Here is a 12,888-nt window from a genome sequence, read left to right as displayed (position 1 = left end):
ATTATCGTTGCCACGGACAGTTGACGACATGACCATCCGCGCCACGTACCGTGTCCTGGCCGCCGCGACCGCCCTCCTCGCCCTGGGCGCTGGAGCCGGCTGCTCCACCGGCGGTGCCGCCGGCGCCGACCCTCAGCGAGTCGACGTGGTGGCCGCGTTCTACCCCCTCCAGTTCCTGGCCGAACGGATCGGCGGCGACGCCGTCCGGGTCACCAACCTGGCCAAGCCCGGCGCCGAGCCGCACGACCTGGAGCTCAACCCGAGCCAGGTCGGAGAGGTCAGCGACGCGGAGCTGATCGTCTACCTCAAGGGGTTCCAGCCGGCCGTGGACGACGCCGTGGCCCAGAACGGCGGCGACCGGGCGTTCGACGTGACGAGCGTGCAACCGCTGTTGGACGCGTCCGCCGGCGGGCACGACCACGAGGGCGAAGAGGGGCACGCCGAGGAGAGCGGCGGCAAGGACCCGCACGTCTGGCTCGACCCGACCCGGCTGGCCGGCATCGGCGACCAGCTCGCCCAGCGGCTCGGCAAGGCCGACCCGGACCACGCCGCCGACTACACCGCCCGGGCGACTGCCCTGCGCGCCGACCTGACGACACTGGACGGCGAGTTCAAGCAGGGTCTGGCGACCTGCCAGCGGCGGGAGATCGTGACCAGCCACGCCGCGTTCGGGTACCTCGCCGACCGCTACCAGCTCGACCAGGTCGGCATCACCGGGCTGAGCCCGGACGTCGAGCCCTCGCCGCAGCGCCTCGCGCACGTGATCGAGGAGGCCAAGGAGCACCAGGCCACGACGATCTTCTTCGAGACCCTGGTCAGCCCGAAGGTGGCCGAGACCATCGCCGGTCAGGTCGGCGCGAAGACCGCCGTGCTCGACCCGATCGAAGGGCTCGCCGCCGGCAGCGACGGGGACTACCTTTCGGTGATGCGCACCAACCTGCGGACCCTGCAGACGGCCTTGAGCTGCTCGTGACCTCACCTGTCATCACCGTCGAGCACGGGGTGGTCGGCTACGACGGCCGCCCCGTGCTCCGGGACATCTCGCTCACCGTGACCGCCGGCGAGGTGGTCGCGATCCTCGGCGCCAACGGCTCGGGCAAGTCCACCCTGATCCGCGCTGTGCTCGGGCTGGTGCCGATCAGCGCCGGCTCGGTCACCCTCTTCGACCGGCCGTTGCGCCGGTTCCGGCAATGGGCACGCATCGGGTACGTCCCGCAGCGCCTGGGCGCCGGCGGCGGCGTACCGGCGACCGTCCGGGAGGTGGTGGCCTCCGGCCGGCTGGCCCGTCGGGGGGTGCTTCGTCCGCCGGGTCGAGCCGACCGGGCCGCCGTCGACGCGGCGCTGGGCGCGGTCGGGCTCGCCGACCGGGCCGGTGACCCGGTGTCCACGCTCTCCGGCGGCCAGCAGCAGCGCACCCTGATCGCCCGTGCCCTGGCCGGCCAGCCGGAGCTGCTGGTGCTCGACGAGCCCACCGCCGGGGTGGACGCGGCCAGCCAGGAGGCCTTCGCCGGCGCGCTGCGCGATTTCGTCGCCGACGGCGGAACGGTGCTGCTCGTCGCCCACGAGCTGGGCCCGCTGCGACCGGTGATCAGCCGGGCCGTCGTCGTCCATGAGGGTCGCATCGCCCACGACGGCGCGGTGCCCGACCCGGCCGGCCATCACGCGGAACCCGACCACGACCACGTGCACCCGCACTGCTACGACGAGCCCGCCGGGCTGTGGAGCAACTGACCCATGGAACTCTTCCAGTACCCCTACATGCAGCGCGCCCTGATCGGCGCGCTGGTGATCGGCCTGGCCGCGCCGGCGCTCGGCATCTACCTGGTGCAGCGCCGGCTGGCGTTGATCGGCGATGGTGTGGGGCACGTGGCGCTGACCGGCGTCGGCGCGGGGTTGCTGCTCAACCGCTCCCCGGTGCTGGTCGCGGTGATCGCCGCCACCATCGGCGCGATCGCCATCGAGATCGTCCGGGCCCGTGGGCGTACCTCCGGTGATCTGGCTCTGGCTCTGCTCTTCTACGGCGGCATCGCGGGTGGCGTACTCCTGGTCGGCCTCTCCGACGCGACCAGCGCGAACCTCAACGCCTACCTGTTCGGGTCGCTGACCACCATCTCGCCCGCCGACCTGACCACCATCGCGGTGCTCGGCGCGGCGATCCTGGTCACGATGATCGCGTTGCGGCCGGCGCTCTTCGCGGTCAGTCACGACGAGGAGTACGCCCGGGTCTCCGGTCTGCCGGTCCGCACGCTGAACCTGCTGATCGCGGTCGCCACAGCGGTCACCGTGACCATCGCCATGCGGGCCGTCGGCGTGCTGCTGATCAGCGCGCTGATGGTGGTGCCGGTTGCCACCGCCCAGCAGGTCACCCGGGGTTTCCGCAGCACGATGGCCGCCGCGATGGCGCTCGGGCTCTTCGCCGCCGGCTCGGGTGTCTGGGTGGCGGCCACGGCGGACACCGCGCCGGGCGCCTCGGTGGTGCTGGTGGCGATCGCCTCGTTCCTGGTGGTGGCCGTGGCCGGCGCTGTCTGGCGGGTCGTGCGCCGCCGGACGACGCCGACCGCCGTACCGACACCGGAACCTCACGAGGTCGTGCTGAGCTGAGCCTGGTCAGCGCGACGTCGGTGGTATTGGTTACCGTTGCAGGATGACCAGCGCGACGGGCTACGACGGGTTCGACGGGGCCAGCGAACTGCTCCGCGCCCTGTCCGCTCCCATTCGGCTGGCCATCGTCAGCGAGCTGGCCGACGGCGAGCGGTGCGTGCACGAGTTGGTGGAGAAGCTCGGCGCGGCGCAACCACTGGTCTCCCAGCACCTGCGGGTGTTGCGCGGAGCGGGCGTGGTGCGCGGCTCCCGCCGAGGCCGGGAGATCGCCTACAGCCTGGTCGACGAGCACGTCGCGCACATCGTGGCGGACGCGGTCAGCCACGCCGGGGAGGGATCATGAGCGAGAGCACCGCCGCGGTGCGCAACACCCGGCAGCGTTCGGCGGTGAGCGCGCTGCTGGGCGAGATGGAGGGCTTCCACAGCGCCCAGGACCTGCACGCGATGCTGCGGCAGCGCGGCGAGCGGGTCGGCCTGACCACCGTCTACCGCACCCTCCAGGGGCTCGCCGACGCCGGTGAGATCGACGTGATGCGTCCGCCGGGCGGCGAGCACCTCTACCGCCGGTGCAGCGAGGGGCACCACCACCACCTGGTCTGCCGGGTGTGCGGGCGTACGGTCGAGGTGGCCGGGCCGGCCGTGGAGAGCTGGGCCGACCGGGTCGCCGCGCAGCACGGCTACGCCGACGTCAGCCACACCCTGGAAATCTTCGGCACCTGCCCGACCTGCCCGCGCTGACCACCGGTCCGGTCGATCGCGATCCGGGCTCACTTCACGGGTGCCCCGCCAAGGCCGTTCGTGACACGCTGTCCGGCGTGAAGATCTATGCCGATCGGTTTCCGACAGCCGCCCGTCAGTTGCTCACCGACCTGCTCGTCGTCGCCTGGGTGTACGTGGCGATCCGCGGCGCGCTGTGGCTGCACGACCTGGTGCAGAAGCTCGCCGTACCCGGACAGAAGCTGGAGGGCGCGGGCAGCGGCCTCGCCGACAACCTCGCCGAAGCCGGCGGGAAGGTCGGCCGGGTGCCACTGGTCGGCGACGAGCTGACCGCTCCGTTCCGGCAGGCCGCCGACGCGGCCCGTGGGCTGGCCGACGCCGGCCGCGACCAGCAGCACCTGGTCGATCAGCTCGCCCTCGCCCTCGCCGTCGCGGTGCTGATCTTCCCGCTCGGCATCGTGCTCTTCGGTTGGTTGCCGCTACGGCTGCGCTGGATGCGCCGAGCCGGGTCGGCCGCGAAGCTGGCCGTCGGGCCGGCCGGCCGGGATCTGCTCGCCCTGCGCGCCCTGGCCACCCAGCCGCTGGGCCAACTGACCCGGATCGGCCCGGACGTCGCTGAGGCGTGGCGGCGCGGCGACGACGCGACAGTCGACGCCCTGGCCGCTCTGGAGCTGCGCCAACTCGGTCTACGCAGCCGGGGCCGCTAAAGTCGTCGGGTGTTCTACTTCCTCGTCGTCATCGCCGTCCTGCTGCTCGGCTACGCCGCTGTCCTGGTCTCCTTCCTGCGCCGGGGCAAGAAGATTCCACCTGCGGCGTACCTGGCCCTGGCCGGGCTCAACGGTCTGATCCTGGCGGGGGTGCTGGCCTGGGCGGTAGCCCGCTGACCGAAGCCGCCGACCCGCACCGCGGCCAACCCCTGCCGACCCGCACCGCGGCCAACCCCTGCCGACCCGCACCCCGGCCGACCCGCGGCGGGGTTTACGGCTTCGGCGGGATGCGGCGGCGGACATCCTCGGAGGTGGACGGGCCGGGCGACCAGCGGGCCACCCAGGGCAGCTCCTCGGACGGGGTGAGCACGCCCTCCTCCAGGCTCGCGTAGCGGCCGGCGAGGATGCGCTTCGCGGCAGCGGTGTCGACCGAGTCGGTGTTGTCCCAGAGGGCGGCGAACAGGGCGTCCACCCGCACCCGCGCCTGCCGGCAGAACAGGTCGGCCAGCTCGACGTTCTCCGGGCGGCTGTCCCGTTCGGCGGAGGCCCGGACGCAGACCGCGGACATCGCGAACAACTCGGCCCCAATGTCCACCACCCGGCCGAGGAACGCCTGCTTACGCTCCATCTTTCCCTGCCAGCGGGACATCGCGTAGAACGTCGACCGAGCCAGCTTGCGCGACGAACGCTCCACCTGGCGCAGGTGCGCGGCGAGCGGACCGAACTCGGCGTACGCCGAAGGGCTCTGCCCTCGACCGACGGCGAGCGTGGGCAGCCACTTCGCGTAGAAGGCGCCCGCTCGTGCGCCGGCTCGGGCCTTGCGGCCCAGCCCTGCGTCCGGGTCGATGATGTCGCCGGCCACCGACAGGTGGGCGTCGACCGCCTCCCGCGCGATCAGCAGGTGCATGATCTCGGTGGAGCCCTCGAAGATCCGGTTGATTCGCAGGTCGCGCAGCATCTGCTCGACGGCGGCCGGGCGTTCGCCGCGGGCGGCCAGTGAGTCGGCCGTCTCGTAGCCGCGCCCACCTCGGATCTGGATCAGCTCGTCGGCGATCTTCCAGGCCATCTCGCTGGCGTACAGCTTGACGAGTGCCGCCTCGATCCGGATGTCGTTGCGGTCGTCGTCGGCGAGCAGGCAGCAGAGGTCGAGCATCGTCTCCATGCCGTACGTGGTGGCGGCGATGAAGGAGAGTTTCTGCGCGACCGCCTCGTGCTCGCCCACCGGCCGTCCCCATTGGACCCGGTCGGCGGCCCACCCTCGGGCCACGTTCAACGCCCACTTGCCGGCGCCCACGCACATGGCCGGCAGTGAGAGCCGGCCGGTGTTCAGAGTGGTCAGGGCGATCTTCAGCCCCTTGCCCTCGCCGCCGATGACATTCTCGGCGGGGACGATCACGTCGTGGAACCGGGTCAGGCTGTTCTCCAGGCCGCGCAGGCCGATGAACTCGTTGCGCCGCTCGACGGTGATGCCGGGGCTGTCGCCGTCCACCACGAACGCGGTGATGCCGCCCCGACGTCCCTGCGTGGCCGGCACCCGGGCCATCACCACCAGCAGGGTGGCCACGATGCCGTTGGTGGCCCAGAGCTTCACCCCGTTGAGCCGGTAACCGGTGCCGTCCTCGGTCGGCTCCGCGATGGTGGCCAGCCGGGCCGGGTCGGAGCCGACGTCCGGCTCGGTGAGCAGGAACGCGGACACCTCACCGGCGGCGAGCCGGGGCAGGAAGCGTTGCTTCTGCTCGGGGGTGCCGAACATCTTCAGCGGCTGCGGCACCCCGATCGACTGGTGCGCCGAGAGCAGCGCGCCGATGGCCGGGCTGACCGAGCCGGCCAGCATGAGCGCTCGGCAGTAGTGCAGGTTACTCAGCCCGAGCCCGCCGTACTTCCGGTCGATCTTCATGCCGAACGCGCCGAGGTCGGCCAGGCCGTGGAACACCGAGTCGGGTATGGACGCGTCCCGCTCGATGGCCTCACCATCCACCTCGGAGGTCAGGAAGGCGCGGAACCGACCAAGGAACTCCTCCGCGCGAGCCACGTCGTCCGGGTCGGATCGGGGCCACGGGTCGATCAGGTCGAGCCGGAACCGGCCGAGGAACAGCTCCTTGCCGAAGCTGGGCCGGTCCCAGGTGGATTCGCGGGCGGCCTCGGCGACCTGCCGGGCTTCCTTCTCGGTGACCTGCCCGGCTTCGGCGGGCAGCGGCGCGGCGGCACCGGCCGTGGTTTCGGAGTCGGGGCCGTCCGGTGTCGGTCGGCCGTTCTGCGTCGTGGTCACGGCTGCCCCCTCGAAGCTCGGTGCGGCTACCGTCACGCTACCCCCGGTTGTTACCCAGGGGTAGCGCTGCGTGTAGATCGACGCGGTCAGTCGCCGGCAGTCGCGTCCGGGTCGTCGTCATCGTCGTCGATGTCGTCCTCACCCCAGCTGCGCCGGGCGAACGGCAGCACCATCCAGAAGGCGAGGAACCACAGCCCGGTCAGGGCGCTGAGCAGGAAGGCGATCGGCCGGTCCAGCACGAAGTCGGTAATCAGCAGCACCGCGCTGACCATGGCGATCAGCATGAAGGCGAGGCCGCCGGTCGCCATCCGGTGCGCGAAACGGACCAGCTCCGGTTTACGCCCCTGCCGGAACAGCGCCCGGTGGAACGCCACCGGCGAGATGATCATCGCGGTGGCGGCGGCCGCCGCGAGCAACGCCACGATGTAGACGTCGCGCTGGAACTCAGTGGTCTCGTTGAACCCGTTACTGAACGGCAGGGTGAGCAGGAAGGCGAAGAGGATCTGCACGCCGGTCTGGGCGACCCGCAACTCCTGCAGCAGGTCGGCGAAGTTGCGCTGCCAGCGCTGCTTCTCGGTCTCCTTGGACACGCGCTACCTCCGGTGAGACGCTACTGCCGGCGGTCCCGCCCGCCGGCAGCAACGCCAATGCCCCACCCGGCCGAGCGCGAAACAGGTTCACGACACCTGCCGTTCATCTCGGCGACGCACGTCGGCCGCCGGCGGCCTCAGGACCCGCGTCGGATCCGGCCCGCGTACCGCGCTTCCAACTCGTTGTTGTGCGCGTCGCCGTCCGGGATGTTCGCCGACAGGTAGACCGGGGGCCGCTCCCCCGCCGCCAGCAACCGCGCCACCACCTCCACTGTCACCTGCTGCGCCAGCAGCGCCGCGGTGATCGAGGAGACCGCGCCGACCGCGCCACCACCGGGCAGGGGCAGCGTCGCGTCGCCGTACGGCGCGCCGTTGTCGAGCACCACGTCGGCGAGGTCGCTCAGCTTGCGCCCGGACGGGTGCCGGGAGGCCATTTGGCCGGAGTGCCGCGCCGAGGTGATCGCCACCAGCCCGTGACCGTGCTCCTTCACCAGCGTGGCGAACTCCACCATCGCGCCGTTGACGCCCGAGTTCGAGGCGAGCACGAAGACATCGGTGGGGCGCACCGGGGCCAGCTCGTAGAGGCGGTGCGCGACGGCCGGGTCCCGTTCCAGCAGCGGGCCCAGCCGGTCGGCCGGTTCGCCGCCGAGCAGCACCAGGTCGCGTAGCGCGATCCGGTTGGTCGGCACCAGACCACCCGCCCGTCCGGCGATCTCCATGGCGAGGGCCTCCGAGTGCCCGGTGCCGAACGCGTGCACCACGCCGTCGGTTCGGACGGCCTCGGCGATCAGGTCGGCGGCCCGCCCCACCGCCTCCCGCTGACTGGCGGCCACCCGGCCGATCGTCTCGGTCACCACGGCCAGGTAGTCCTCGGCGCTCACCGTCATACGTCCTCCGTCGTTCGATTGCGGGCCAGCAGCCCGTTGGTGTCCACTGCTGCTCAGGCCGTCCCGCCGGCTCGGGCCAGGATCGCCTCGGCGAGCGGGGCCGGTGCCGCGTCCGGGATCCAGTGACTCACCCCGGGCAGCTGCACGAAGCGGTAGTCGCCGGTGACGTTCTCCGCGCACGCCTCGGCGGCGGTCCGGCCGATGGCGACGTCCCGGTCACTCCAGACGTACGTGGTGGGCACCGCGACCGGGCCGACGCCGGCCAGGTCGGCGCGGGACATCGCCCGGTACCAGTTCAGCGCGGCCGTCAGCGCACCCGGCTCACGCATCGGGTCGGCGTACCGGTTCACCCGGGAGGTGTCGCCCACCCCGCCGAGCATCTTGCGCAGCGCGGTGGCGTGCCACGCCAGCAGGACCTTCTCCGCTTTTTCGGGCTTGCGGAACAGGGCGATGTACGACGAGCGGGCCTTCTGTTGGGCGTCGTTGCTCAGGGCGTACGCCATGGCCGCCGGATGCGGTACGGACACGGCGGTCAGCGTGTGGACCCGCTCGGGGTGCCGGGCGGCAACCGCCCAGGCCACGATCGCGCCCCAGTCGTGGCCGACCAGGTGCACGGCGTCCAGCCCGAGCGCGTCGAGCACCGCCGCGACGTCGGTGACGAGTTCGGGGATCCGGTAGTCGGCCACCACCGTGGGCCGGGCACCGGGTGAGTAACCGCGCTGGTCCAGCGCGTACGTGCGCAGCCCGCCCGCGTGCAGCGCCGGCACCACGTCGTCCCACTCGCCGCTGTGCTGGGGGAAACCGTGCAGCAGCAGGACGGGTACGCCGTCCGTCGGACCGCCGACGGTCACCTCGAACGTGAAGCCTCGCGCGTCAACCCGCATGATCGGAAGCGTACCCAGCCGGCGGTCGGCCGCTCGCTCCCGCAGGTCAGGCGGATGCCCTGCTGGGCCCGCGCCCCTGGTCGGTGTTAGCGTCAGCGAGACAACTTCATATCCGACAGGGGAGCGCACAGCGCTGAGAGTGCGGGCACGCCCGCAGACCCTCGAACCTGATCTGGGTAATGCCAGCGCAGGGAGTTCGGTCGACCTCCAGCCGCGCCGCAGTCCGGTGCCACCGGACGCGGCGTGCGTCTTCTCCTGGTTCGCACTCACGAACTGGGAGCAACACATGACATCCACCACTGACACACACCGTTGGCGCACCATCGACATCGTGGTCGCCTCGGTGATCGCGGTCGCCTTCGGCGTCATCTTCTGGGCCTGGGGCCTGGTCTGGAGCGCCACCGAGGGCGCGTTCGCCTTCTTCCCGCCGGCGCAGACGCTGCTCTACGGCGTCTGGCTGATGCCGGCGGTGATCGGTGGGCTGGTCATCCGCAAGCCCGGCGCCGCGCTCTACTGCGAGACCGTGGCCGCGGTCCTGTCCGCGCTGCTGGGCAGCCAGTGGGCCGGCACTGTCATTCCGCAGGGCATCGTGCAGGGCATCGGCGCCGAGCTGGCCTTCGCCGCCTTCCGGTACCGGTCGTTCCGCCTGCCGACCGCGGTGTTCGCGGGCGCGCTGACCGGCCTCAGCGCCGCGCTGTTCGACTTCTTCGTCTGGAACGTCGACTACGCGCTGACTGACTACCGCATCCCGTACGCGCTGCTCACCATCGTCAGCGCCACAGTGATCGCCGGCCTGGGCGGTTGGCTGCTGACGAACGCCCTGGCCAACACCGGCGTCCTGGACCGCTTCCCGGCAGGCCGAAACCGAGCCCTGATCTAACCCCCACCCAACGGCGTTGATCAAGAGGTTTGCGTCAACAGAAGCCCATTTCCTGACGCAAATCTCTTGATCAACAAGGGTAGGCGAGGTGGGTGGGAGGGGGTGGGTTTGGTGGGCGGGGTACTGCTGCGGGGGTTCGGGTGGCGGCACGCTGGGCGGCGGGCCTGGGCTCTGCGCGGGGTTGATCTGCGGGTTGAGGCTGGGGAGCGGGTTTTGCTTCTTGGGCCGTCCGGGGCTGGCAAGAGCACACTGCTCAGCGCCCTGGCGGGGCTGCTCCCGGAGGACTCCGGCGAGCAGGAGGGCACCGTCGAGATCGACGGGCTCGACCCCCGCAAGGGGCGGGAACGGGTCGGCATCGTCTTCCAGGACCCGGAGACCCAACTGGTGATGGCGCGCTGCGGCGACGACGTCGCGTTCGGGCTGGAGAACCGAGGAGTGCCGGCCGACGAGATCTGGCCCCGGGTGGACGAGGCCCTGCACCGGGTCGGCTTCCCGTACTCCCGGGACCGCCACACCGCCGCGCTCTCCGGCGGCGAGCAGCAACGCCTCGCCCTGGCCGGCGCGCTGGCCCTACGCCCCGCCCTGCTGCTGCTCGACGAGCCGACGGCCAACCTCGACCCGGCCGGGGCCGAGCTGGTCCGGCACGCGGTGGCCGGCGCACTGGACGCCGACACCACGCTGATCCTGGTCGAGCACCGGGTCGCCGAGGCACTGCCGCTTGTCGACCGGGTGGTCGTCCTGGAACCGGGTGGCGGCGTCCGCGCGGACGGCCCGCCCGGGGCGGTCTTCGCCGCCCACGGCGCCGCCCTGGCCGCCGAGGGGGTCTGGGTGCCCGGTCACCCCATCGCGCCCCGACCGGCGACCGCCAGCCCCGGGGAGCTGTTGCTCACCGCCGACCAGCTCGGCCTGCCGCCCCGGCTGGGCCCCACCGACCTGGCGGTACGCGCCGGTGAAGCACTCGCCGTACGCGGACCGAACGGTGCCGGCAAGTCCACCCTGGCGTTGCTGCTCGGCGGTCTGCTCAGGCCGGGCAGCGGGCAGGTCACCGCGACGGCCGAGTTGGCCGGCGCGGACCACCGCGCTCCCCCACACCGGTGGCGGGCACCCGCGCTGGCCCGACGCATCGGGTCGGTCTTCCAGGACCCGGAGCACCAGTTCGTCACCAGCACCGTCTTCGACGAGCTGGCGCTGGGCCCGCGCCGCACCGGTCAACCCGAAGCAGCCGTCAAGGAGACCGTGGCCGGGCTGCTGGAACGGCTACGGCTGGCCCGACTCGCCGCCGCCAACCCGTACACCCTCTCCGGTGGCGAGGCGCGGCGGCTGAGCGTGGCGACCGCCCTCGCCACCGCGCCACGCCTGCTGATCTGCGACGAACCCACCTTCGGTCAGGACCGGCGGACCTGGAGGGAGCTGGTCGACCTCTTCGCCGACCTGCGCGACGCCGGGCACGCCGTGGTCACCGTCACCCACGACGCGGACTTCGTCACCGCGCTCGCCGACCGCACCGTCACCCTGCACCGGACCCCGGACGACCAGCGATGATCAGCATCGAGCCGGTCGCCGCGCCGGACGCGCCGTTGGCCCGCCGCAACCCGGTGGCGAAGGTCGCCGCCGCACTGGTCTTCTCGTTCACCCTGCTGGCGACCCTGGACCCGGTGGCCCCGGCAATCGCCATCGCCCTCGAACTGGCCGTCCTGCCGCTGTTCGGCATCCGCTACCGGGTGCTGGCCCGGCGGGCCTGGCCACTGCTGCTCAGTGCCGCCGGCATCCTGGTCACCCTGGTGCTGTTCGCCGCCGACCGGTCCGGCCGGGTCCTGCTGGACGTGGGACCGGTGCTGGTGAGCACCGGCGTCCTGCTCACCGCGCTCGGCCTGGTGCTGCGGGTGTTCGCGGTGGCCCTGCCCGGTGTGATCGTCTTCGCGACCACCGACCCCACCGACCTGGCCGACGCGTTGATCCAGAACGCGAAGGCGCCGGCCCGGTTCGCCATCGGTGCGCTGGCCGCGTTCCGGCTGGTGCCGCTGCTCGGTCAGGAGTGGCAGATGATCAGCATGGCTCGACGCGCCCGGGGCGTCGACGCGGGACGCAATCCGGTGGCGAAGCTGCGACTCTTCGCCTCCACCGCGTTCGCGCTGCTGGTCGGGGCCATCCGCCGAGGCACCCGGCTGGCGGTGGCGATGGACGCGCGCGGCTTCGACGCCGGCACACCCCGTACCGTCGCCCGCCACCAGCACTTCACCCGCGCCGACGTCCTCCTCGTCGCCGGAGCTGCCGTACTCGCCGCAGCCGCCCTGACCACGAGCGTCATCCTGGGCACCTTCCGCCCCCTCATCAGCTGACCCCGCGCCCGCGCCCCGCCCGCTGCCCGCCGCCGCCCGCCGCCGCCGCCGGCAAGATCCGCACAACATCAGGGATGTAGTGGCTTCGCTGGCGAAGGAGGCCACTACATCCCTGATGTTGTTGTCACCACCCGGCGCACACGCGCCACCCCCGTCGATCTTGCGAATTCTGTCGTCGATTCATTCATGTATGCCAGTTATGTGAGCGCAGAAAGTGCAAGATCGCGGGGTGGGTCGGGGTGGGGTGGGGTGGCTTGGTCAGCTGCGGCGGAAGGCGTAGCGGCGGGCCTGGCCGGCCTGCTGGCTGCGGCCGCCGCCGGAGCGGTTGCCGCCGCCCTGTGGTGGCCCTGCCGTCGGTGCCTTCGGTCGGCCGGTCGGCTTCGGTAGATCACCCACCGAAGGCGCATCGACAACCGCTGGCACATCGACCGCTGCCGGCACGGCCACCTCGTCCGGGACCGCCACCTCGCCCGGGGCGGAGGCTGGCAGCGCCGGCTCCACCAGTGCCGCAGGCAACGCCGACTCAGCCCGCAGCGCCGGCTCCACCAGTACTGCGGGCAGTGCCAGATCTGCCCGCGGCGCAGGCTCCACCAGTGCCGCCGGCAGCGCCGGCAGGGGCGGTTCGACCGCGAGGTCGAGGGCCGGGAGCGTGGTTGGCAGCGGGCCGTGGCCGGCCGCCGGGTCGACGCCGAGGGGCGTCGCTTTCGGGGTACGGGTCTTCTTCGGGTTACGCCTGGCAGGCATCCGGGCCTCCTTCAATGCCGACCGGCACGGCCGGTCCCGCGCTGCGGCGGTCGGTCGGATCGGCTGGTGACCGCCGTTGCGCGGCGGTCGAGCGGGGAAGGGACTGCTCACCGGGCCAGGCAGGGCCATCGCCACTGAACGGCGGGGAGGGAATGCGGGACGCCCGGGAGCGCACGGACCGCGACGCGGGACGGCGGGCCGGCTCGGAATTGGGGCGTCAGTTACGCATGTTCGTACCGTAGCCACCGCCCGACCGACGCGCATCCGTTT

General features: G+C 72.2%; 15 protein-coding genes and 1 riboswitch. Of the genes, 10 read left to right on the top strand and 5 right to left on the bottom strand.

The window, feature by feature from the left end; all coding sequences use genetic code 11:
• The first annotated feature begins 28 nt into the window (after nt 1-28).
• The 7 genes from ACLQ3F_RS28300 (at nt 29) to ACLQ3F_RS28270 (ending at nt 4,202) form a co-directional block, all read left to right on the top strand.
• Entirely contained in the window at nt 29-973 is a 945-nt protein-coding gene (locus ACLQ3F_RS28300; RefSeq protein ID WP_425852486.1) for a metal ABC transporter substrate-binding protein, read from the top strand.
• Nucleotides 970-1,731: a metal ABC transporter ATP-binding protein gene (locus tag ACLQ3F_RS28295; RefSeq protein WP_387354551.1), complete on the top strand. Its 762-nt coding sequence runs from the start codon at nt 970-972 to the stop codon at nt 1,729-1,731. The genes ACLQ3F_RS28300 and ACLQ3F_RS28295 overlap by 4 nt, the downstream gene beginning before the upstream one ends.
• 3 nt (nt 1,732-1,734) lie before the next feature.
• Nucleotides 1,735-2,601, top strand: coding sequence for a metal ABC transporter permease (locus ACLQ3F_RS28290; protein WP_357206258.1), 867 nt, complete (start codon nt 1,735-1,737; stop codon nt 2,599-2,601).
• A 43-nt stretch (nt 2,602-2,644) separates the two neighbouring features.
• On the top strand, nt 2,645-2,944 hold the full coding sequence (locus ACLQ3F_RS28285) for an ArsR/SmtB family transcription factor (RefSeq protein ID WP_088988100.1): 300 nt from the start codon (nt 2,645-2,647) through the stop codon (nt 2,942-2,944).
• Nucleotides 2,941-3,339, top strand: coding sequence for a Fur family transcriptional regulator (locus tag ACLQ3F_RS28280; protein ID WP_357206256.1), 399 nt, complete (start codon nt 2,941-2,943; stop codon nt 3,337-3,339). Before ACLQ3F_RS28285 ends, ACLQ3F_RS28280 begins: the two co-directional genes overlap by 4 nt.
• A 77-nt stretch (nt 3,340-3,416) precedes the next feature.
• Complete coding sequence (locus ACLQ3F_RS28275; RefSeq protein ID WP_355009249.1) at nt 3,417-4,025, top strand: hypothetical protein; 609 nt, start codon at nt 3,417-3,419, stop codon at nt 4,023-4,025.
• 9 nt (nt 4,026-4,034) lie between these two features.
• Complete coding sequence (locus ACLQ3F_RS28270; protein WP_355009250.1) at nt 4,035-4,202, top strand: hypothetical protein; 168 nt, start codon at nt 4,035-4,037, stop codon at nt 4,200-4,202.
• Between the two features lie 94 nt (nt 4,203-4,296).
• Here the strand turns inward: ACLQ3F_RS28270 and ACLQ3F_RS28265 are convergent, their stop codons facing one another.
• The 4 genes from ACLQ3F_RS28265 to ACLQ3F_RS28250 all read right to left on the bottom strand — a co-directional run bounded on the left by ACLQ3F_RS28265 (nt 4,297) and on the right by ACLQ3F_RS28250 (nt 8,655).
• Nucleotides 4,297-6,294 carry an acyl-CoA dehydrogenase family protein gene (locus ACLQ3F_RS28265; RefSeq protein WP_425852482.1) on the bottom strand — a complete coding sequence of 666 codons (1,998 nt, stop codon included), beginning with the start codon at nt 6,292-6,294 and terminating at the stop codon, nt 4,297-4,299.
• A gap of 86 nt (nt 6,295-6,380) precedes the next feature.
• Nucleotides 6,381-6,884 (bottom strand): DUF6328 family protein, encoded by a 504-nt coding sequence (locus ACLQ3F_RS28260; RefSeq protein ID WP_425852481.1) that lies wholly within the window; start codon nt 6,882-6,884, stop codon nt 6,381-6,383.
• Between the two features lie 137 nt (nt 6,885-7,021).
• A complete protein-coding gene (locus ACLQ3F_RS28255; RefSeq protein WP_425852480.1) occupies nt 7,022-7,771 on the bottom strand; it encodes a sugar isomerase domain-containing protein in 750 nt (249 codons plus the stop codon).
• A gap of 53 nt (nt 7,772-7,824) precedes the next feature.
• On the bottom strand, nt 7,825-8,655 hold the full coding sequence (locus ACLQ3F_RS28250) for an alpha/beta fold hydrolase (RefSeq protein ID WP_425852478.1): 831 nt from the start codon (nt 8,653-8,655) through the stop codon (nt 7,825-7,827).
• A 107-nt stretch (nt 8,656-8,762) separates the two neighbouring features.
• A riboswitch (TPP riboswitch) is annotated at nt 8,763-8,867 on the top strand.
• A gap of 74 nt (nt 8,868-8,941) precedes the next feature.
• Between ACLQ3F_RS28250 and ACLQ3F_RS28245 the strand changes: the two genes are divergently transcribed.
• From ACLQ3F_RS28245 to ACLQ3F_RS28235, 3 genes are all read left to right on the top strand, one after another.
• The gene (locus ACLQ3F_RS28245; RefSeq protein WP_210786970.1) at nt 8,942-9,535 is read left to right on the top strand and encodes an ECF transporter S component; all 594 of its coding nucleotides are present in this window, start codon (nt 8,942-8,944) and stop codon (nt 9,533-9,535) included.
• A gap of 111 nt (nt 9,536-9,646) precedes the next feature.
• Nucleotides 9,647-11,077, top strand: coding sequence for an ABC transporter ATP-binding protein (locus tag ACLQ3F_RS28240; RefSeq protein ID WP_425852477.1), 1,431 nt, complete (start codon nt 9,647-9,649; stop codon nt 11,075-11,077).
• Nucleotides 11,074-11,874 (top strand): energy-coupling factor transporter transmembrane component T family protein, encoded by an 801-nt coding sequence (locus ACLQ3F_RS28235; RefSeq protein ID WP_425852476.1) that lies wholly within the window; start codon nt 11,074-11,076, stop codon nt 11,872-11,874. The genes ACLQ3F_RS28240 and ACLQ3F_RS28235 overlap by 4 nt, the downstream gene beginning before the upstream one ends.
• A 258-nt stretch (nt 11,875-12,132) precedes the next feature.
• Here the strand turns inward: ACLQ3F_RS28235 and ACLQ3F_RS28230 are convergent, their stop codons facing one another.
• The gene (locus tag ACLQ3F_RS28230) at nt 12,133-12,618 is read right to left on the bottom strand and encodes a hypothetical protein (protein ID WP_425852474.1); all 486 of its coding nucleotides are present in this window, start codon (nt 12,616-12,618) and stop codon (nt 12,133-12,135) included.
• Nucleotides 12,619-12,888: the final 270 nt, after the last annotated feature.

Source organism: Micromonospora sp. DT15 (assembly GCF_049841475.1).
Taxonomy (GTDB): Bacteria; Actinomycetota; Actinomycetes; order Mycobacteriales; family Micromonosporaceae; genus Micromonospora.
This window is presented reverse-complemented; position numbering and strand designations above follow the sequence as displayed.

What these genes read in the sequence shown, in the direction of transcription:
- ACLQ3F_RS28285 (WP_088988100.1), top strand. Translation starts at nt 2,645, where the DNA reads ATGACCAGCGCGACGGGCTACGACGGGTTCGACGGGGCCAGCGAACTG.
- ACLQ3F_RS28235 (WP_425852476.1), top strand. Translation starts at nt 11,074, where the DNA reads ATGATCAGCATCGAGCCGGTCGCCGCGCCGGACGCGCCGTTGGCCCGC.
- ACLQ3F_RS28280 (WP_357206256.1), top strand. Translation starts at nt 2,941, where the DNA reads ATGAGCGAGAGCACCGCCGCGGTGCGCAACACCCGGCAGCGTTCGGCG.
- ACLQ3F_RS28290 (WP_357206258.1), top strand. Translation starts at nt 1,735, where the DNA reads ATGGAACTCTTCCAGTACCCCTACATGCAGCGCGCCCTGATCGGCGCG.
- ACLQ3F_RS28300 (WP_425852486.1), top strand. Translation starts at nt 29, where the DNA reads ATGACCATCCGCGCCACGTACCGTGTCCTGGCCGCCGCGACCGCCCTC.
- ACLQ3F_RS28255 (WP_425852480.1), bottom strand. Translation starts at nt 7,771, where the DNA reads ATGACGGTGAGCGCCGAGGACTACCTGGCCGTGGTGACCGAGACGATC.
- ACLQ3F_RS28250 (WP_425852478.1), bottom strand. Translation starts at nt 8,655, where the DNA reads ATGCGGGTTGACGCGCGAGGCTTCACGTTCGAGGTGACCGTCGGCGGT.
- ACLQ3F_RS28230 (WP_425852474.1), bottom strand. Translation starts at nt 12,618, where the DNA reads ATGCCTGCCAGGCGTAACCCGAAGAAGACCCGTACCCCGAAAGCGACG.
- ACLQ3F_RS28245 (WP_210786970.1), top strand. Translation starts at nt 8,942, where the DNA reads ATGACATCCACCACTGACACACACCGTTGGCGCACCATCGACATCGTG.